We start from the raw sequence: 19713 nt of genomic DNA on the forward strand, positions 1-19713 counted from the left end.
CGGTGAACGCACCGGCGCCAGCCGGTTGCAGCCCTTGACCTCAGCCATCAGACCTTAGCCGGGAGGCCCGAAACGCGTCCCTTTGCGGTTCGGCGGAGACGGGCGGCAGCTTTATCGCCGCCGGTCGGAGTAGGGCTGACGACTGCCCGCCAGGGCAGGAGCCGAAGGGGGCCATGTTTCACAGGGGTTTGCTTTAAGAAGAACCGGAGAGAAAAACCGAGGCGAGCACTGAGAAAATGTATACCGGGAAGGTGAACACAGACAGGAAAAGGCCGGAAAAGTCCGCCTCAGGACAACCACTGAACAACCCCGCCCGGCTGAGCGGGGCCATCATTCAGCTTCAGCGCATCATACTGAGCAGCCTGATAAAACGTACAGCCCTCATTCCTGCCTGCCAAATGACATACAGGCTGCACACGTCCATGACCGCCATCAGTGACAGCGCCAGCGGATTATTCACCCCCGTCATCACCTCATGTATTTTTACTGCCTGGACTAAATCCATAACAACCCTCTCTGTCTCATTCTACTGGTTAACAGGTTTATCGGTCTTCGCCTCAATACAGCGCACTTTACCTGGCCGGGGAACGTTAAACTCGTAACCGGTATACCCCTGTGGTTTGATAATACTGTTCCTGAACTGCTCGCAGACATCCATATTGGGCATCCGGGTGACGTTCCAGGTACTGCCACCCGGTACGCCGGATGCGATAACGAGGTAAACAAATATGTGAGTCACAGTTTTTCCCTTATCAGAAGCACCTCATCAGGCGCTATATTACCGAAAATTAATCTGTTTATAGCTCTGCGATTAATACCCGTTTCTGAACGTCTCTGTTATTCATCGTCAGAATCACCGCCGCTGCGCCAGTACTCAATGTCTTCATCAAGCGCTTTGATGTGTTCGTCCAGCGCCACAAGAAGCTGCTCCGTACCCGTCTCCAGCGGCCCTGAAAGGCCGTCCCATTCCGACACCATTTCCGTTATTTTCGCGCGAATGGTGGAAAGTTTGCGGCGCTGGCTGCGTGCCGTTTTCAGTTCGGTAACGTAATCGCCTCTGCTCATGCTACCTCCCTGCCCTGCGTGAGCTTGTTCGGCACCATCCAGCGCTCCAGCACCCGCACCGCTTCGCCAGCCTCCTCTGACCGGAAACCGGCCTCGGCGGTGAGCCGCCACAGCGGTTCGCCATAAAAATACAGACGGACAAAACCGGCCATCGAGGGAAAGCGATCGGCCCAGCGGTAAAACTGACTGATAAGCTCGCTCTCGCTCACCTCTGTGTCTGACCACTTTGACGCCCAGCTGGCGACCGTGGCAGGCGTATGGAAGGCGAGTTCAATTTCAGCCTGCGCCGTCAGCGCCTGAACCGCCCGCGCCTTCAGCGCCTCCCTGCGGCGAAACTGTCGGCTGTATTTTTCGTCGCGCATCTCGGCCTTCCTGTGCCGCCGCTCGCCGCACTGGAAGATGACTTCCGGAAAGAGCAGGCGGGCCGCGTCCGACGGCAGCGGGTGGGTGGCGCAGCCCCCGCTTTCGATGAGCCAGTCAACGGCCCGCAGCCACTCGCGTTTGCGACCGCGTAATTCTTCCTCGCGCAGAACGGGATCGAAGAAGCGCAGTTCACGCAGGGTGATGCGCTTGCTGCCCTTCAGGAAGCGGAAGAACGCCTGCGCATAAGGGAAATCAGCGCGAAGCGTCTGACGTTCGCGCCTGCGCTCCACGTACTCAACAGCCTGAAGCATCGCGCGCCGCGCCTCGCACAGAGGCACCAGTGAACGGTTTTTCGGGATCATGCGTTGCCCTCCTGTACCAGGTAATCAGCCAGGCCGTTGACGCTGTACTCCAGCAGACAGGCCTGCGCCGCAGCGGCGATAAGGGCGCTGATGCGCGGCGGGTCGAACGGCGTCAGCCGAAGAACGTCGCGCACGCAGCCGCCATCCGCCGACGCGATCAGCACAATCCACTCTCCTGCGACTTCGCCGGGACTGCACACGCACAGGCAAAACGCCTCACCGGGCGGCGCGAAGCGCAACTGCACCGGGAACAGGCCGCCGAATTCAGCCCGGTACTCGCAGTTGACCGTCCAGCCCTGCGGCACGGTCAGGAGGGAAAGCACGGCGCTGGTCAGCACATGCCTTTCGCCCTCGCCCCGCTCACGCCACTCTTCAAACTCACAGGGATGCATTGACGCCAGCATACTGAGATTGTTGATTACGGTATTTTCCATGATGTTCTCCATGCGGCCCCGAAGGGCCGCGCTCCCTGTCAGGCCGCGCGAGCGGGATCGTTGTTATCCGTGTCGCTGTCAGCCTCGCTGGCAGCGGCGTCGTCAGTGGCCTTTTCCGGCTCCGGCCCCTTCATCCAGGCAGGCACCCAGCGCGTGTCGCGCATTCTGTTTTCAGCCAGTTCGGCGGCGTCGCCCTTCTTCATCTTCTCTGCATCCCGCGCTGCGCCCGTGAGTCCGGCCTCGTTCAGGGCATCAATGATTCGGGCGTGAGTCAGATCCCCGAATAAACCCGCTTTTGTCGGATGCCACCAGTCGCGAAGGTGGAAGCCCAGCGCGGCCTCCAGTTCAATCAGGTTACTGCGCGAGGTGTGGCCGCATTCGCGGGTCTGGACGCCGTCTACCGAGCAGGCGACACAGAAGGTCATCAGGGCCATGAGCGTTTCGCCGTTCAGCGTGAAAAACGCGGTGAGGTCTTCACCCCAGCCCTTCGGTAACAGTGCTTCCAGCCTTTTGCGCTCCTCCCTGAGTGCCAGAAAAGCAGCCCCGTTTTCGCCAGAAGGCGCATTACCCGTCAGGGTAGAATGTGACTCGGTCAGGCTGATCCGGAACGGCCTGCTGCGGAAATAACCGGCATTGAACACGCTCCGGCAGAGTTTCCAGGTCAGCAGGGCAATGGCTTTTTTCTGCTGCTGCATCAGCGCGGCCTGTACGGCAAGGGTGCGCTCTGAGGACATTTTCGTGAGCAGCGGCAGGCTGATCCCCTCGGCCTCATCGGGCGGTGACTGATATTCAAAGCGGCTGGCACCGGATGGTTCAACAGTGCTTTCCTGCGGCTCCTGTGGCTGCTCCGTGTCGCGGCTTTCTTCCGGTTCCACCGTCTCGATATCCGCAAGGCGGATCACGCCGCGCTGTACGCAGAGATCGCCGTAACCGTCAAAGCCCACCACAACGCCTGACGTTGCGCGAAACTCCGGCGTCCACGCGCGGATTTGCGCGGCTTTTTCAATGGCTTCCCACTCCCTCTCGGCATCGCTGTAGCCGTCATCGTCGCCGGCCTCCGCGCACTCGTCGCCTTTCTCATACAGCGCGGTCAGGCGCTGTTCTTCGTCACTGATGTAAACCGGCTCCGGCGCGTCCGTCAGGCGGTATTCCAGCGAATCCCCGTATGTCCTGATGGATGCCATCCGGCCCATGCTCCACTTCCAGCCCTCCTGCGCCTGGATTTCCTGCGCCATCGCCTCCAGCTTCTGCACGGTCAGCTTTTCCAGCAGCACGATGTCTGCCGTTCCTTCGCCCTCCTGCTGACTGAACAGGTCTTCACGCACCACACCGCCTGCGTTCTCGTAGGCTTCACGGCCTACAAACAGGAAACGACGGTCGGTGACGGAAATTTCTTTGTCGGTGATCTGCTTTTTCAGCATGCTGACCGGCAGTTCAGGCCAGCCCGCTTTGACCGACTCGTATACCCGCACCTGACGTTCCTGATCGTCTTCCAGGCAGAGCACCTGACACTGTTCAACGGTCAGTTTGTCGTCTGCCAGCAGCTTAAGAAGTGTCGGGGCGAGGTTCGCGAGTTTGAGCATGCGCTGGACGTGGCGGGTGCTGTAACCCACCTCTGCACCAATCTGCTCGGCGGTTTTACCCTGCGCCGCCTGCGTACCGAAGCTGGCTATCTGCTCTGCCGCATGCATGTCGCTGCGCTGGGCGTTTTCGACGTAAGAGACGAGCGCCGCCATGTCTTCAGACACGCGCTTGAACGGCACCGGATGATCGGCCCTCAGAACCTGCTGAGACAGCAGCAGATTCAGGGCGGTGAGGCGTCTGCCGCCTGCGGCTACAGCCAGTTGCCCGTCAGGGAGCGCGTGGGCGACAAGATTCTGCAGCAGGCCGACCGACTTAATGGTGGCCGCCAGGCTCTCCACGCTCTCAGCAGAATACGGGATGGTGCGCGCATTGAGCGGCGACACCACGAACGCCGACAGGGGCGCGCGCTCCAGTGGTGCGGCTTCCAGCGCCGCGCTGACCGCCGCCTGTTCGGCGTCGGTAACTTTTTTTACGCTGGTTTTTTTTGCTGCTTTTGCATTAACATTGGCTACTGACATCGTTGATACCTCTCAGATTAATGACTGTCACGCCCTGCGGAGTTCGCGCTCCGGCAGGGCACCTTTCACTGCTTACTGCGTTTTGCGGATGCCGTACTCACCGATATTACGGTTGAGCCAGTAACCCGCCTTTGCCTCAAAATTCCACGCGCGCCAGACCACCTGACCGTCTTTACGCACGACCAGGCGGAAGTGTGTTACCTGATCGTCCTCAATGGCGACGTTGGTGTACTGCGCGGCGACTGCGTTGGCTTCCTCACGCGTAAAGGTGTCCTCCGGTAAGCGCACCACTGCTGACTGTTCCACTGAAATCTCCTCTTTTTTTCCCTTAAAAACCGTCACCCGTTGAGTTGCCGGGGCCGCGGTCCTGACGTTTTGCGGGGAACTGCTGCTTTGTCCCCAGGTTGTATCCTTCACCCGTTTGAGAGCCGTTCGCCGCAAAGGGCGTAACGAGCACGGGCCGGTGCAGGTGTCCGGGAGCGAGCGGAAAAATTTTTAGCCACATCAAAAAATTTTCCGGCGAGAGGCTTCAGCCGTCCCTGGACAGCCAGGCGGTTTGTGCTTGTCTCAGCCCCGGCGAAAGGACTCAGACGGGCGAACACAACCTCTGAGGAAAGCAGGAACCCGCCGCAATGGCGTTGAGCGCGGTTGCGAAACGGCGTTGCCCCTTACGTCCCGCCGTGTGTTGTGGCGGGATGCACGGAGCGACGTATACGGCGCGACTGAGCGGCGCAGCCGGAACGGCTGCTGCAAGCGAGAGGTGTTGCGTCAGGATGGAAACCCGCTGCCCCGGAACGGGGCCGGGCAGAGACGGCTCGCCGGCTCTGTGCGAAGCATGACAGCCGACCGGACGCCCGGTGAGACAGCCCTCAGGCACGGCGCGACGACGAGCTGAAGGGAAAAACCGGCCTGACAGGAACATGCCCTTAAAACCGGCCCGCAGCCGCAAAGGGAAAGAGAGTGGCGCGCCAGCGCCGCTCTCCTTTCCTTTGCCGCAGGCCACAGGGGTTTGCGCGCGCCCGGACGACTGCGGGGGTCGGTTCCCCCGCGATCCGGTCAGACGGCTGGCGGCAGTGCGCCCGGATAGTGACGGGCCACAATGTCATTCACCTTTTCCACCAGGTCAGGCCGCGTAAAGGTGACGTGCGCAGAACCTTTTTTAAACGCGCGGACGGTGAAATAGGCACAGGTCAGCACCTCACCCAGATTCGACGATCGGGCATTGATAAAATCGGCCAGATGCGCACCTTCTGAAACCCGCCAGTCCGGCACGGTTTTGCCGTCAAGCAGCCAGAACGGACGGGCAAGGTCATTTAGCCGCTCCTGCCCGTAAGTGCGCACGGAAAACCAGCGGTTTGCGTTATTGTCTATCACGCCGTTGAGGATCACGCGTTTGCCGAGCATGCAGGGGTTATTGGTTTTGTAGTCCCACGACAGTTTGCGGAACACGTCGATTATCCCCTGCTCAAAGGTCGCAGCTTTATTCGCGTTGAGGTGGCGGAAGGTGGTGATCACGCTGTCAAAGCTGATTTCAGGGCAATCCTCGCCGTACAGTTCCACATCCCAGGCTTTTTTCTGCTCTGCGCTCATCAGCGTCAGCATGCCGGTATCACGCATAAGGCGATCCCATATCGGGCGATCCGCAAGGCGGCCAACCTGGCGGCGGAGGTTTTCACTCGCCTTGTCACCACGTGCCGAACTGAGGCCGGATTCGATGATGTCCTTCATGCCGTAAAACCATTCGCGCCCGGACGCCTGCGCAAACGCGGCCTGCGCCTGCTGTATCAGGTGCATACCCTGCATAAACCACTCCACGCCGCTGTTGCGCTGCGCGATGATGCGCTCAACCGGCACGGACGGGATGAGTTCGCCTGCATCCTCAAAACAGTGCATATCGGCGGTGAGTGCGGTCGTTGTGTCTGTCATGTTTTTCTCCTTCCTGTACGCCGCTGCGGGGCGGCGTGTCATATTGTTAAGGGGGGTGTTCATGCCTGGTGCTGATTCGGTGTTTCTGCTTCTGTCTGTGCCTGTTCTGTCACGTCCTCAGGGTCACCGAGGAACCAGCCCTTTACAGGCCTGAATTCCTCGATAAACCGTCTCTGCGCGCGCTTCGCCGTCACAGCCTCGACGCGTGTAAACAACGGTAACGAGCCTTTTTCGTCGCTGCCGAGAAACGCAACGTTGTAGATACGTTTTGCCTGCATCTGCCTGAACCTCTCTCCAGTCTGTTAAAGAACCATCATCCGCTGAGTTGCCGGGGCCGCGGTTTTGACGTTTTGCGGGGAACTGCTGCTTGCTCACCAGGTTGTAACCTTCACCCGCTTGAGAGCCTTACGCCGCAAAGGGCGAATCAGGCACGGGCCGGTGCAGCTGTCCGGGCGCGAGCGGAAAAATTTTTAGCCACATCAAAAAATTTTCCGGCGAGAGGCTTCAGCCGTCCCTGGACAGCCAGGCGGTTTGTGGCTGTCTCAGCCCCGGCGTACGGACTCATGCGCGTGAAACAACCGGCAGCAGGAACCCGCCGCAACGGCGTTGAGCGCGGTTGCGAAACGGCGTTGCCCCTTACGTCCCGCCGTGTGTTGTGGCGGGATGCACTGAGCGACGTATACGGCGCGACTGAGCGGCGCAGCCGGAACGGCTGCTGCAGGCGAAAGGTGTTGCGTCAGGATGGAAACCCGCTGCCCCGGAACGGGGCCGGGCAGAGACGGCCTGCCGGCTCTGTGCGGAGCATGACAGCCGACCGGACGCCCGGTGCAGAGAACGTTTTTACTGTTAAGCTGCAGCGAACTGAGAACGGGATCATATACCCCTTTTCTGAATTGAATATTAATTCTAATAAATAGCATATTAATTCACTAAAGAGAGGTTAAGTATGTCAGTTACCCGCCCCGTTGCTGCTCAGTTTGAGGCTTACAATGCCCATGATATCGACGCTTTCATGGCCTGCTTTGCTGAAGATTTTAAAGGCTATCGTATGCCTGCTGAAATGCCCTCAACTCAGGGTAAACCGGCTCTGCGTGATTTCTACATCAACAACCGTTTCAACAATCCCGCACTCCGGGCGGAACTGATCTCAAGAACGGTGCTGGGTAATAAAGTGTTCGATCATGAATTTATTCACGGCCTTTCACCCTCGCCCCTTGAAAGCATTGCCGTTTTTGAAATTAACGATGGCCTCATCTCAACGGCCTGGTTTTATTTTCCCTGATCTTCTGCATGCTGCCGGAATCAGCAGTACGGCGGGAAGCGCGCCGCCAGGCGCGTCTTCAGCCGTTCTGCCGCCGCAGGCGCAGGGTTTTGGGCGGACTAACAGGCGGCCGCAACCGCCTGAACATTTGTGGTTATCCTCAGTTGTGCTGCTTTATAAAGCGTCCGCCGATGTAGACGGCACACTGGCAGGTCATGAAATGGCAGATTTCATCCACGACTTCTTCCGTTCTGAGTTCTCTCAGTCCACTGCTGCGGCGGTGCTCGTTAATCAGCGCCCTGTACTGGCGAAGAATGTCGCGGGTTTGCGGTGACAGTTTCATTTTTTCTCCTTACCTGTTTAAAGCCACTCTCGCCTGGGCGACGGCCTGCAAAATCGGGTCGGGGTCGTCCTCTCCTCCGGTCTGGACTAAGCGCCCTGCGGCCTCGATCAGCATATGAAGGCTTCTGGCGTCAAGGCTGACTTCGCGCACCTGATGCATCGCCCGAATGTTGCTGAGATGCTCCCATACGGTCTGTCTGTTGATACCGTGCTCAATGTAGTCCTCATCCTGTGAGATGCGTCTGAGCACCTCGACAGACTCCTGTTCGGTAATGCCCATGTCTTCGCTACAGACTTCCACATCTTCAATTGTCCACACCAGAACGGTCAGGGTGCAGCCAGGGATATAAGTTTCCAGCAGCCAGGCGCAGACTTCATTTACGGTGCCATGCATGTTTTTTTCTCCTGTCTGGGGCGGCCCGCCGCCCCGTGGGTTATCAGTCAAGGGCGCAGAAAATCGCGGCGGCTTCGGGATGAACTTGTGCAAATGCGGTCAGCTGGCGGTAGCGACGGCAGAAATGCGCGCACAGTTCCTCGTCGTCGTGGCGGTCGTAGAGCCAGCTGCGGTGATTCAGTACCAGCGCCGTTATGATGATCCCCGCCGCGTCCGAACTGATTTCAAGGTCAGTCCAGACGTGGGGGCTGGAAAACTGCCAGCGTTCTTCTCCGGCCGGCTTCATGTAGCCGCCGCCGTGGGGCACGCCTGGCACCCGTACAAAGTCCCACACCGCCCCGTCATAGTTGGCCAGGTAGCGGTCAGCGTAGAGGTAAACGTTGTTTTCGGCCCGCATGAAGTCGTGGCCAAACAGCGCAGGCAGAAAATGCAGCCTTTCAGAATCAGCCAGCACGGACGCTGGCGGGTAAACCTGGAATTGTGTGTTCATCAGACATCTCCGCAGTCAGAGGGAATTACCGTTACGGCCTGTGCCGTGCCTGAATGACAGCCCGACGAAAAGCGGAGTGATCAGGAGCGACGACGAGGCCGCAGCGCAAGCGAGCGGAGACGTGATTACGCACGGCGCTGACGCGAATATTGAGCGGAAGCGCGACGGAAGTAAGCGCGGCGGAGGGAGTGCGAACGGGGGAGGAGTCGAGCGAAGCGGTCTCTTGATCACGCAGCGGTTGGGCTAGAGTGAAGGCACGGCACCGGCCGCAGACCGCACGGACCGGGTTTTCTGCCCTCCCCCGCCGCAAGGCGGCATAAAGCGGCGCGCAGCAACATCCGCATTCCTCGTTGTCCACAACCGGCGTGCATATCCCGGCCGGAACCCTGTGGATAACGTTATGCCGGCAGGGAAAGCCACCACACGGGAGAAGATGGTCAATAAACGACCACCTGTATTTTCACTTCTGTAACGATCCCGCCTGTCCGGGCGGCATCCGGAGGCAATGTCAGGGCCGGTAATCTTCCCACCGGCAGTCGCTGCGGTCACAGATGACGGGCGCATCCGGCGTGCCGCTTACCCCCCACTCATCAAGGAACCGCAGGCCGGTCAGGGTGTCGGCCTCCCTTTCATCAAGCAGGACGATGCTTTTGAACCAGACACTGCCCCGATCAAACTGCCAGTAGCAGCCCTGCGAGCAGACGGGCCGCTCCGGTGGCCACCAGTTTTCACCCATCCGCTCGCACGCCGCCTCCGCCAGGGGAAAGTCACTCCCCCTGAGCAGCATGTGATACTCGTGCGAGGTGCTGCCCACCTCTTCCTGCCAGCTGACAAGCCAGGTATTCATACGTCACCGCCCTGTTTCATTTCGCTGATGGCCCATTCCAGATGCCACCAGTTGAACCCCTCGCTGGCGTCATGGTTGTCTTCGGCAGTCTCCATTGCCGACGCGATTTCCTCTCGTGTCAGCGCCGGGTCAATGCTGAGGAAGTCATCTGCCAGCCAGAAGGTGCCGCAGCACAGTTCGTCATCCCCGATGGCATCGAGGCGCGCCTTAAATTCAGCTACCGTCATTTCTCTCACGTCGTTGTCCGGCGGGGTTTCCCCCGCCGCCTCCTGTCAGCCGCCGTAGTGCCCGACGTTGTTGATAATCCAGTCCGGGCCGGTCACGCAGGTGAAACCGTCCTCATCCTCTTCACCCCACTCCAGCGCACTGCTCAGGCTGTCTGTCAGTTCGCCGTTGCTGTACGTGTCATACCCGCAGAAATTGCAGCCGCTCTCGGCATACCAGTGCTCAATGGCCACGCCGAACCGCTCACTGAGGGTGGCAAACACGCAGTCGTTAAGGGGAGACCACGGGGTGTCATAATCCACCTCCAGAAAGTCAGGGCCGCCGTCACCCACTTCCAGCTGGTAGCCCACCGGCCACTTCACGCCGTACCGGGTGAGATAAAACCGGTAAGCATCCGGCACGCCGTCCAGCAGGCCCCCGTTGAATCCGTTGATTTCCACGTCCAGACGGGTCGGCAGCAGCAGGCGCACATCAAACGCGGCCGCCTCTCCGTCACCGGCATTACCGCACACGCGGTTCCAGAACACGCTCAGACTGCCCACGTTCATGGATGCCCAGTCGTAATACTTTTTCTTCCAGAGCGCGGTCATCGCCGCCTGCATGTCACCGTCCAGCGTGTCCCACGTCCGGCTGCTCAGGCCGGTGGCCAGCCACAGGTCGTGCAGCCGGTCGCAGTTTTCCTCTGTCAGTTCCACGCCGTCACGCAGCTGCGTGAGCCACGCTGTAAACGCGGCGTTTTCCGGGGTGTGCTCCCCTCGCCCCGCCGCCGTCAGCGCCGGATAAGGCGCATACGTTTCGTCCGTCACAGGACGCAGCACTCCGGCACAGCCCGCAAGAAACAGCTGGATACCCTGCGCTTTTGACCACGCGTATGACGGACGAACCGCGCCCGCCATCAGCGCCCGCACCTTACTCACGTTCTCCGCTAGGCCGGTCACACGCAGCCTGTTTGCACACCAGTTCGGCATGATTTGCTCCTCAGTCAGTGGTTGCACGGCCTCACCTGCGCCGTGCCGCCACAACAGCCGGGCGAAAAGCGGAGCAGTCAGGGGCGGACGCGCAAGCCGCACGCGCCGCCGGAGCGGACTGAATGTCCCGCGCACGGCGGGGAACGGGTGAGCAGTTGTGTTTAATGTCAATCAAGAAGAGTGTTTGAATACGTGAAGAGATTACAGGTGATGAGTGTCCGCTATGAGCGAGGAGCGGACATCAAATGGTGGTCACAGGGAAGCTCTGGCACATTAAACATAACAACCCTGTTACGATTTTGACGTCAGGCCTCTAAAGTGCTCCCTCATCATATCTGTTAACCCGAAAATACAATCAAGATGTGTACTATCTGCCACAACCCGACTGCTTACATTCGGATTGCCGCAATTCCTGAAAAACTCATCCATACGGCTTACATCAAACAGTTCATCATGCTCAGCAAGCATGATTGTTACTGGAATAGAGATTTCTTTAAGTTGCCTTTTGGGATTACGAGGGGTAAGGGCGTTAGCCATATTAACGCTGTATGTCTGAACAAAGTCAGGCCTCGCATTGATAACCTCACAGGGGAAATTAAGCCTGACCCCTGTACGACGTCCACACAGAAAACCTGCACTCATTGCATTAATTATGAAGCTCAAACGGTTTATCGATGCAAAGGGAGAGGAAAAGTCGCGGTTCAAATCAGGTGGTGAAAAAGGACCTAATGCTGGGGCTAGCAAGATCAGGCTTTCAACACTCCTCGATAGAGAGTATCGAGTAAAGTAATTTATCAGCATGCCGCCTCCACTGGAGTGCCCAAGCATGTGAATTCTGGCATCAGGAAAAGAGGTTCGTACATAATCAATGATAACATCTACATCCCGCCAGATTTGAACAGGACTGGAAGCCTCTCCCCGGACGCCAGCCGAACGACCGTGCCCACGGATATCAACTAGACAAACACAGACGGGCAGAACGTAACTCAACTGTCGCGCAAGAATGTCGTAACCGGCGTCAGAATTTACACCGCCACCATGGTAGACAATAAGAACCTCATCAAGATCCGTCTCTGGCCCGCATACCCGGATATATAAATCATTGATCCGGCTTTCGGTGATGTTATCAGAAGGGAATAATGAGGCGTTAAACTGCTCATAGCGCTCGACAAAGCGGGTGAAGTCAATCACGTCCTAAATTCCTTATTCAATAAGATTCACTACCTGTGAATTTGTAACATGAAGCATGCACCATTCCATGTATGCAGGAGAGTATTTTTAACTTAAGGCTACTTTGCAGCCCCGCTAAAACGCCCAGAGCGCGCTTTTGCGGCCAGATGGGCGTTTCCGGCACTTTCCCCGGCGCAAACCCTGAAACCTCCCACATGATTCCGGCGTATCTGCATGGCTATGCAGTGAGAGCTCTTCTCGAAAGTTTAATACATGCAGATGTTGGAAACGTCCGCTTCTGGCACAGAGCGGAATTAGGAACAGGCCGGTTTTCGCTATGAGCGAAAAGTGGACGTTCAGACGGCATATTTAGATCGAGATGTTTTCAACAAAAGGCGTAAGTCAGCTTGGGGCCGCTATCTGGAAAAAGCTTCACCTACAAAAAGTTTCGCCAGCTTTTCTTTTCACCTGGTTCAATGTATTGGATTGCTTAGTCAGTCATACTCCTTCCTTAATGTGTATACCCAAATGGGTAATAGCCGATTGCAGGTGTTCTAGAAACACCTTCACTTTGACCTGTAGATATTTTCTGCCGGAATAGAGCGCGTATAGCACCAGATCTTCAGGTTCGCGATTACAGTTAATTTTAACAAGCGAGCCGTTGTTGATTTCTGATTCACAGGCATGAAGAGGCAAAATGGCGAAACCAAGTCCTTTTAGCGCCGCAGCCTTGGCCATCTGTCCACTGTTCACCTTGTAGCTGGACTGCACCTGGACGGTTTGGTTCTGTTTGAATCTCCAAGGCATTCCCTGGAGCACCGACATACTTGTAATACAGGGGATTTTAGTTAGGTCATCAACTAATTGTGGTGGTGGATGACGTTCCAGAAGTTCTGGTGCGGCTACCACACAACTCGGCCAGCGCAGAATTTCTCTGGCAACCCAGCAAGAATCCTCCAGTGGCCCACGTCCAAAGCGCAATACCAGATCGAATCCATCCAGTAGTCCCTCTGTTGGATCTAATTGTGTGTCACAACTGAGCTGTATTTGTGGATGCTGAATGCAGAAGTCAGCGAGAATGTCTGCCATGAATGGAAGGTCTGGTGTAATGATCTTCAGGTGGCCTGATAGTGAATCACCAAATAATGATACTTGCTCCAGAGCATGATCCAAAGCGTGAGTGAGCGGCGTGATGGATTGATACAGCAGTTTCCCAGCTGCGGTTGGTATTATCTTACGCGTCGTGCGCTCCAGCAGCCGCACATGAAGTTGTTGTTCAAGTAAAGCGACATGTCGACTGACATTGGATGATGGCAATTGAAGCTGATCTGCCGCGAGCTTAAAACTCAACTTTTCATAAACGGCCTGGAAGCAGATCAGCCACTGCATTTCTAATTTCTTAAACATTTATTATCCCAAAAAATAAGATTAACAAAACTATAATTCCATATTTATCACTAATCAGGTGGTCATTACAATTTCCGTTAACTTTGGTAATAGGAAGGTAATGATGACCAGAACTAAGAGAATTGCCATCATAGGTGCCGGGATTGCTGGAATGTCTCTGGCAATCCTCGCAACCAGGCAGGGCCATCAAGTTAGCCTGTTTGAGCGTGGCAGCAACGTGTTGTCTATGGGCGCGGGTGTGACGTTATGGCCCAATGCCATGTTCGTTATGCAGAAGTTGGGGCTGGACAAAAAGGTCATGAAAGTGGGGGGCACACCACGCATAATGCGGCAGTTTGATCAGCATGGTCTCCTTCAGTCTGAGTTCAATATCTTAACGGTAAACTCACTTTGCGGTTTTCCCAGTGTGGCAGTTTTAAGGCGTGAACTCATGAGCTTATTGGCCGGTGAGTTAGAGAGTCTGGATAGGGGGATCAAGTTCAATTGTGTAATCACTGCAACGGACGTGATGAAGTTGAGCCATCAATTTGATCTGGTAGTCGGGGCAGACGGGCGTATGAATTCAGTCGTCCGCCGCGCATTATATACGGAGAAAGTCACTGCTCGTTATCATGGTTTTGTGAACGTAATAGGTATAGGAAAACAACGAAAGGGCATCCTGAAAAACGCTATTGATGAATTTCGCGGTCAAGGTGAGCGTTTTGGAATAGTACCAGTGAATGATGGGTGGTGCTATTGGGCAGGAGCCTGGAATGCGCCTGCTGACAATGAACATACCCCGACGCATTGGGGCGATGAGTTGCACCGGCGTTTTCGGAACTGGCCTGATCCTGTGCAGAATATGCTGCTGTCATGTGAGCGTTCATCAGTGAATGGTATTTTTGTTCATGACATTGATCCTCTCCCATTTTGGCATCAGGGCAATATCTTAATGATTGGAGACGCAGCTCATGCATCCTTGCCGACATCTGGACAGGGAGCATGTCAGGCGCTGGAAGATGCCTGGCATCTTGCTCGTTTACTGAATGAAACCGAAGATATGGAGAGTGCTCTGCAAGGATTCTACCAACACAGGCATATAAAGACCTCAGCAGCACAGTTGGTTGGAAGACAATTTGCTAAGAAGATTTTTTGTGAACAACCTGAACCCCTGCTGCCCGCATCCGCTATTTCCGCTGCAGAACTCAGTCGGTTTTGGATGCAAGGTTTAACGTAGTTAGCTTTTTAAACGAACTCATCTGAATTCAATATACCCTCATGTCAAACGAATAATGATAGATGCATGTTTTTGATAAGCATTGCCCTGCTGTGATAATAACACAGTACGGATCTGGCGATGTCCGCTTTTGGCACAAGGCGGACGGACGGCGCTGAAGGTCCGCTATGAGCGAAAAGCGGACGTTGACTAGTATAATTTGCAAATCTTACATAATACGCCAGCAGATATAGTGCCGATATGGACCTGAAAGTTTTTAAAGAAGTGCTTCTCAGGCTGTGTCCGAAAGATTACTGTGTTTAAAAAGCATTTTAATGGAAAGGAAGAGCTAATGTACTGGGAGTCAGAAAGACTACTCTACAGACCAGTAATTATGTCCGACGTGGAAGCACTGTTTCGCATATACGGTGACGTAAGAACGCACGCGTTTAACCCACGAGGTCCACATCGGGACATCGAGCAAAGTCGTAGTGTTATCCTTCAGCGAACTGCAGACCGTGAGCTGTACGGATTTGACGACTGGGCTGTTTCTGAAAAGATGGCTCCAGAAAGGATCATTGGATTTGGAGGCGTATTTGTCAGTCAGTTTAATGGCCGACAAACTAACAATCTGGGCTACCGGTTTGAACCAGAATCATGGGGGAAAGGTTATGCAACTGAGCTTTGCTGTCGCGCTTTGATATATGGATTTGACGAGCTAAAACTGCCTGAAATTGTCGGAGTGACACGCGAAAATCATATCGCCTCTCGCCGCGTTCTCGAAAAAGCAGGTTTGCTGTTTACCCAAAGGGTGGATAATCCTGAAGATCCACCGGCTAACCTGATGTTCACTCTGACTATCGAGCAATGGAAGAGGTTAAAATAACAGGCTTGAGGCATGGTTATAGCTTTTGACTACATAATGTTATGAGCGAGAAGCGGACTTGTTATTAGGGCCGATTACGCATTAGTAAATTAACCCCTCGGAGATTTAATCTGGCTTGTTCTGGTAAAGATCCCAGCGGTTGCCGTAAATGTCCTCAAATACCACGACCATTCCGTAATCCTCCTCGCGCGGCTCTTGGCAGAAGTGGACACCCTTCGCCTTCATGGCGTTGTAATCGCGCCAGAAGTCGTCAGTCTGCAGGAACAGGAATACCCGTCCGCCGCACTGATTGCCGATAAAGTCTTCCTGCCGCTCGTTTGAAGCACGGGCCAGGAGAAGATTACAGTCGCTCTCCGGGTTCGGCGTCACCACAACCCAGCGCTTGCCCGGTTGCGGCGTGTCTTCAACCAGCGTAAAGCCCAGCTTGTCGGTGTAGTACTCAATTGCGCGGTCATAGTCGTCGACCACGATGGCCACATAACCTATGCATCGTTTTTGCGTTCTCATTTTTGCTCCATCAGGGTTCAGATATGGCTTTCTTGAAACAGCTTTTTAATACGAGCTAACTCTACTGGCTGTATAGATGAGGCCAGAATAACGTCCGCTTCTGGCACAAAGCGGATATGAGTACCCGACCTAACATTAGATGCAACTATCGGTTGATAGTGTCACTTTAATGTACGCAAGACTTCTGAATTGAGATCGCCTGCCCTACGGTCTTTTTTTCTCCATCACGGACTATTGCATTTATGATTGTTATCAGCTTTCGCATACATGCCGTTATGGCAACCTTGAAAACCTTTCCTCTGGCGATCAGGTTTTCATAAAAAGCCTTAATTTCCGGGTTATAACGTATAGCCGAAAGTACAGCCATATACAGCATTGAACGGATATCAGATCGGCCCCCCCATATAGTCCTCTTCCCCCTGAAATTACCACTATCCCGCGAATAAGGGCAAAGCCCTATGAGGGCACTGATTTTGCGGCGATCAAGCGTTCCCAGTTCAGGCACCTGAGTAAGTAATCCTGCCATCACAACCGGCCCTACCCCTTTAACTTCCCTTAGCAATTTCACTTTTTCTTTCAGCATGGGCATTTTACCGATTCTTTCAGCGAGGACTGCATCGATGCGCTTGATTTCTGATGTCAGCCAATGAATATGACGTCGTATATCGGACTTGATTTCCTGATCTGTCTGCGCTTCGAGACGATTCGTTTCCATCGTGCGACTGGCAACAAGCTGACGACGGCGGCTCGCCATTGCTTTAAGCCTCAAGAGCTCACTGTCACACTTTTGTCTGATCGGCGGCTCCATACGCACGCCGTACTCGCGAATAACCCTGGCATCCTGAATGTCAGTTTTTGATCTAATTCCCATAGCCCGGCTGAAGTTCTTTATCAGGCGGGGATTAACCACAGCAACGGCAAAACCATTGAGTTCCAGTACATCTACAAGTGCTCTGTGGTAGTTACCCGTTGCTTCAATAACAAAAAGACTGATCTGTTGTTTTCTCACTGAATCCAGATTTAACAGTTCATCAAAACCTTTCGCCGAGTTTTCAAAATGAAAGGTGTCTGAGTTGTCACTGATACACACATCAAAGCTCTTCTTGGCTATATCAATACCTATGACAGTTTTCATGTTCATTTCAGTTCTCCCGGTCTTGCAAAATTCGGGCTGGTATTAACCGCCCAGGCAGTTGTTCGGGCTGCTTATGAAAAGAATGCTGCGCGGTCCGGCTCACCCTCGGGCTTCAAAACCCAGCAGGACGGTCGTGCTGCAGCATCGTGTAGCCAGTCTAAACGGGCTTTATGAACATACAAGCAGGACGCCCTTGACGGCGACGCGGCCCGGCTAACGTGAAGGCACGGTGCAGTCCTGAAAAATGAGGGGAAAAGGCGTCAGAGGGAGGGAACAGATCCGGCGTCAGGCGAAGCCGTCACGCCGCTTAAAAGCGGAGCGCAGCGACGGCCGCAAAAAACGGTGATTAACGGCCGTTAACTGATAAGAAACATTTGCCAATAAAGACATAGAACCCGTGATACCGCGTGCCGATAGTAACCTGTGGTTAGCAAACACAAACACAGCAGATAACTTTAAAAAGAGAACGTTTATGAAAATTTCCACACGCCTTGTCGCAGGTTTTGGCCTGCTCATTATCCTGCTCACGCTGTGCACCGGCACGGCACTGCGGGCGTTTCATCATGCCCGTGAGGGCATGGACGACACCGTCAACATCAAAATGAAGAAATACCAGCTCGCTCAGGCGATGTTCGGTGAAAACAGGGACATCGCCATTGCGGTCAGGAACATTATCCTGTTCAGTGATCCGGCGCAGATGAAGCCTGAAGTTGAGCGCATCAACAAACAGAAGGCTCTGTTTATTGCCAACCGCCAGGCCCTGGCCGACATCATGAAGACCGATTCAACACCTGCGGGCCGGGACGCCTTCAGACGTATCACCGACGCCGAAGGCCCCACCTTTACAGCCGTGGATAAAGGCCTTCAGCTCGGGCTGGCCAACCTTGACCAGCAGTCAACGGATTTCCTCATCCGGGAGTTACGCCCGGTCCAGGGTAAGCTCCTCGCGGCCCTTAAAGATATGGCTGAGATACAGGAGCGCAACAGTCAGGTTGCGGTGGAGCAGAACAGTTCCGCCACCGACCGCGCCTCGCTCATCCTGATGTTGCTGACGGGCACCTCCGTCCTTGTGGCGGCAGGCGCCTGCTTTGTGGTCATCCGGATACTGATGCGCCAGCTGGGCGGCGAACCCGCACAGGCGCAGGCGCTGGCCGCAACCATCGCAGCCGGTGACCTGACGTCACCCGTAACGCTTCGCCGAAACGACACAACCAGCCTGCTTGCCTCCCTCGGTACCATGCAGGCCAGCCTGCGCGGCCTGGTGACGCAGATTAAAGAGACCGCCGCCTCGGTCGCGCTGGCCGCCGACGAAATTGCGCAGGGCAACACCGAGCTGTCCTCCCGGACCGAAGAGCAGGCCGCCGCGCTGCAGGAAACGGCCGCCAGCATGGAGCAGCTCACCGCCACGGTGAAAAGCAACACGGCCGGTGCACAGCAGACCGCAGAGTCCGCCCGCGAGACCGCGCGGACGGTGGATGGCGACAAGGAAAAGGTGCACCACATGACCGAAACCATGCACAGCATTCAGGAAAGTGCCCTTAAGGTCCGGGACATCACGTCGGTGATTGAAGGCATCGCATTCCAGACCAACATTCTGGCGCTCAACGCCGCGGTAGAGGCTGCTCGTGCCGGTGAAGAGGGCCGCGGCTTTGCCGTGGTGGCCGGTGAGGTCCGTACGCTGGCGCAGCGCAGCGCCACGGCCGCGAAGGACATCAAGGAGCTGATTGAACAGGCCGTCGATCAGGTGGAAAGCGGCGTGGAGGTCGCGTCGGGGACCGGGCAGAGCATCCTGAAGATTGTCGGCATGGTCGGCGAACTGGCCGACTCCATGGACACGCTTGCCCTGGCCTCGTCGGAGCAGATGCAGGGGATTTCCCAGGTGAGCGTGGCCGTGAGTCAGATGGACGGCGTGACGCAGAACAACGCGGCTCTGGTTGAGGAGTCCTCATCAGCCTCCCGCTCGCTGTCAGAGCAGGCGCACGCGCTGAGAGGTATGGTGGAGGCATTCCGTGTCTGATGATAACCAGCCACATCCTGACGAGAAACTGGTGAAGGCCGTCAGGTCGATGAAAGCGGATCTGGATGTGATTTACACGCAGCTAAGGGACGGAGCCTATGCTGACCCGGACACCTTCGTCAACAACTGGGCGCATCTGATAGACCGGGTCAACAAAATAAAGCCGGTACTCAGTGAGCCCGGCGTCATGGAGGCGCTGCTGCGTACGGACGTGATGACTGCGGCAGAGCTGCTGGCCATGACGCATGCCGTAGGCATCATTGAGAACTTTATGCGGTGCCTGGAGCATCAGACCACAGAGAGAAGCCTTAAACCGCGCTAAAATCTGACCTCACCTGACAATTGCATGTCACAAAGTCAGGGTTTACTGTACAGCGGCTGTGTTGCATTCGTTGTCATAAATTTGCTCAGCGCCTGATGGCGCGCCCGCCGTGACCATTCCGGCGGTTTTTTTTGCCAGAATACCGCCCGTGTCCGGGATGAGTAGTCAGAAAACTGCTCATAAGCCCCCTGATAATCGCAACAGGGCCGGTTTTTTTTCCGCACAGCCCCCCTTTTTTACCCCGGCTAAAAGATATCCACCGGTTCATCTGGCGTGGGTACATACCCGTCCGTAA

General features: G+C 55.6%; 24 protein-coding genes. 5 read left to right on the top strand and 19 right to left on the bottom strand.

What is annotated here, in order from left to right:
• Positions 1 to 340: 340 nt before the first annotated feature.
• The 9 genes from QLG08_RS18215 to QLG08_RS18255 all read right to left on the bottom strand — a co-directional run bounded on the left by QLG08_RS18215 (position 341) and on the right by QLG08_RS18255 (position 6530).
• Positions 341 to 505, bottom strand: a complete 165-nt coding sequence (locus QLG08_RS18215; protein WP_282473093.1) for a hypothetical protein — start codon at positions 503 to 505, stop codon at positions 341 to 343.
• 21 nt (positions 506 to 526) lie between these two features.
• Complete coding sequence (locus QLG08_RS18220; protein WP_282473094.1) at positions 527 to 739, bottom strand: hypothetical protein; 213 nt, start codon at positions 737 to 739, stop codon at positions 527 to 529.
• 98 nt (positions 740 to 837) lie between these two features.
• The gene (locus tag QLG08_RS18225) at positions 838 to 1065 is read right to left on the bottom strand and encodes a hypothetical protein (protein ID WP_282473095.1); all 228 of its coding nucleotides are present in this window, start codon (positions 1063 to 1065) and stop codon (positions 838 to 840) included.
• Positions 1062 to 1790 (bottom strand): plasmid SOS inhibition protein A, encoded by a 729-nt coding sequence (locus QLG08_RS18230; protein ID WP_282473096.1) that lies wholly within the window; start codon positions 1788 to 1790, stop codon positions 1062 to 1064. The genes QLG08_RS18225 and QLG08_RS18230 overlap by 4 nt, the downstream gene beginning before the upstream one ends.
• On the bottom strand, positions 1787 to 2224 hold the full coding sequence (gene psiB / locus QLG08_RS18235) for a conjugation system SOS inhibitor PsiB (protein ID WP_282473097.1): 438 nt from the start codon (positions 2222 to 2224) through the stop codon (positions 1787 to 1789). The genes QLG08_RS18230 and psiB overlap by 4 nt, the downstream gene beginning before the upstream one ends.
• Positions 2225 to 2262: 38 nt before the next feature.
• Positions 2263 to 4326, bottom strand: coding sequence for a ParB/RepB/Spo0J family partition protein (locus QLG08_RS18240; protein WP_282473098.1), 2064 nt, complete (start codon positions 4324 to 4326; stop codon positions 2263 to 2265).
• Between the two features lie 72 nt (positions 4327 to 4398).
• The gene (locus QLG08_RS18245; RefSeq protein WP_282473099.1) at positions 4399 to 4632 is read right to left on the bottom strand and encodes a DUF905 domain-containing protein; all 234 of its coding nucleotides are present in this window, start codon (positions 4630 to 4632) and stop codon (positions 4399 to 4401) included.
• A 750-nt stretch (positions 4633 to 5382) separates the two neighbouring features.
• Positions 5383 to 6252, bottom strand: coding sequence for a DUF4942 domain-containing protein (locus QLG08_RS18250; protein ID WP_282473100.1), 870 nt, complete (start codon positions 6250 to 6252; stop codon positions 5383 to 5385).
• Between the two features lie 59 nt (positions 6253 to 6311).
• Positions 6312 to 6530 (bottom strand): hypothetical protein, encoded by a 219-nt coding sequence (locus QLG08_RS18255; protein ID WP_282473101.1) that lies wholly within the window; start codon positions 6528 to 6530, stop codon positions 6312 to 6314.
• A 668-nt stretch (positions 6531 to 7198) separates the two neighbouring features.
• On the opposite strand from QLG08_RS18255, the gene QLG08_RS18260 reads away from it, so the two are divergent.
• Positions 7199 to 7534 (top strand): nuclear transport factor 2 family protein, encoded by a 336-nt coding sequence (locus QLG08_RS18260; RefSeq protein ID WP_282473102.1) that lies wholly within the window; start codon positions 7199 to 7201, stop codon positions 7532 to 7534.
• 139 nt (positions 7535 to 7673) lie between these two features.
• On the opposite strand, the gene QLG08_RS18265 is transcribed toward QLG08_RS18260, so the two are convergent.
• The 8 genes from QLG08_RS18265 to QLG08_RS18300 form a co-directional block, all read right to left on the bottom strand.
• Entirely contained in the window at positions 7674 to 7856 is a 183-nt protein-coding gene (locus tag QLG08_RS18265; RefSeq protein WP_282473103.1) for a hypothetical protein, read from the bottom strand.
• A 9-nt stretch (positions 7857 to 7865) separates the two neighbouring features.
• Positions 7866 to 8249, bottom strand: coding sequence for a DUF1380 domain-containing protein (locus QLG08_RS18270; protein ID WP_263794421.1), 384 nt, complete (start codon positions 8247 to 8249; stop codon positions 7866 to 7868).
• Between the two features lie 43 nt (positions 8250 to 8292).
• Positions 8293 to 8739 (bottom strand): antirestriction protein, encoded by a 447-nt coding sequence (locus QLG08_RS18275; protein WP_019105478.1) that lies wholly within the window; start codon positions 8737 to 8739, stop codon positions 8293 to 8295.
• Positions 8740 to 9247: 508 nt separating this feature from the next.
• Positions 9248 to 9586 (bottom strand): hypothetical protein, encoded by a 339-nt coding sequence (locus QLG08_RS18280; RefSeq protein ID WP_019105477.1) that lies wholly within the window; start codon positions 9584 to 9586, stop codon positions 9248 to 9250.
• Positions 9583 to 9813, bottom strand: a complete 231-nt coding sequence (locus QLG08_RS18285) for a hypothetical protein (protein ID WP_019106877.1) — start codon at positions 9811 to 9813, stop codon at positions 9583 to 9585. Before QLG08_RS18285 ends, QLG08_RS18280 begins: the two co-directional genes overlap by 4 nt.
• Positions 9814 to 9858: 45 nt before the next feature.
• Entirely contained in the window at positions 9859 to 10779 is a 921-nt protein-coding gene (locus QLG08_RS18290) for a DUF1281 domain-containing protein (RefSeq protein ID WP_019105475.1), read from the bottom strand.
• A 291-nt stretch (positions 10780 to 11070) separates the two neighbouring features.
• Entirely contained in the window at positions 11071 to 11970 is a 900-nt protein-coding gene (locus QLG08_RS18295; RefSeq protein WP_019105473.1) for an alpha/beta fold hydrolase, read from the bottom strand.
• 477 nt (positions 11971 to 12447) lie between these two features.
• Positions 12448 to 13356 (bottom strand): LysR family transcriptional regulator, encoded by a 909-nt coding sequence (locus QLG08_RS18300; RefSeq protein ID WP_282473104.1) that lies wholly within the window; start codon positions 13354 to 13356, stop codon positions 12448 to 12450.
• A gap of 100 nt (positions 13357 to 13456) precedes the next feature.
• Between QLG08_RS18300 and QLG08_RS18305 the strand changes: the two genes are divergently transcribed.
• Positions 13457 to 14572, top strand: a complete 1116-nt coding sequence (locus QLG08_RS18305; RefSeq protein WP_232285083.1) for an FAD-dependent monooxygenase — start codon at positions 13457 to 13459, stop codon at positions 14570 to 14572.
• Positions 14573 to 14903: 331 nt separating this feature from the next.
• Positions 14904 to 15437: a GNAT family N-acetyltransferase gene (locus QLG08_RS18310; protein ID WP_019105470.1), complete on the top strand. Its 534-nt coding sequence runs from the start codon at positions 14904 to 14906 to the stop codon at positions 15435 to 15437.
• A 105-nt stretch (positions 15438 to 15542) separates the two neighbouring features.
• On the opposite strand, the gene QLG08_RS18315 is transcribed toward QLG08_RS18310, so the two are convergent.
• Positions 15543 to 15944 (bottom strand): VOC family protein, encoded by a 402-nt coding sequence (locus tag QLG08_RS18315; protein ID WP_019105469.1) that lies wholly within the window; start codon positions 15942 to 15944, stop codon positions 15543 to 15545.
• 166 nt (positions 15945 to 16110) lie between these two features.
• A complete protein-coding gene (locus QLG08_RS18320) occupies positions 16111 to 17085 on the bottom strand; it encodes an IS110 family transposase (protein ID WP_019105468.1) in 975 nt (324 codons plus the stop codon).
• A gap of 466 nt (positions 17086 to 17551) precedes the next feature.
• On the opposite strand from QLG08_RS18320, the gene QLG08_RS18325 reads away from it, so the two are divergent.
• Together QLG08_RS18325 and QLG08_RS18330 are read left to right on the top strand one after the other, a co-directional pair.
• Positions 17552 to 19096, top strand: a complete 1545-nt coding sequence (locus tag QLG08_RS18325; protein WP_282473105.1) for a methyl-accepting chemotaxis protein — start codon at positions 17552 to 17554, stop codon at positions 19094 to 19096.
• Positions 19089 to 19418: a hypothetical protein gene (locus QLG08_RS18330; RefSeq protein ID WP_104933918.1), complete on the top strand. Its 330-nt coding sequence runs from the start codon at positions 19089 to 19091 to the stop codon at positions 19416 to 19418. The genes QLG08_RS18325 and QLG08_RS18330 overlap by 8 nt, the downstream gene beginning before the upstream one ends.
• Positions 19419 to 19713 lie beyond the last annotated feature (295 nt).

It is taken from the genome of Pantoea sp. V106_11 (genome assembly GCF_029967885.1).
Classification (GTDB): domain Bacteria; phylum Pseudomonadota; class Gammaproteobacteria; order Enterobacterales; family Enterobacteriaceae; genus Pantoea; species Pantoea ananatis.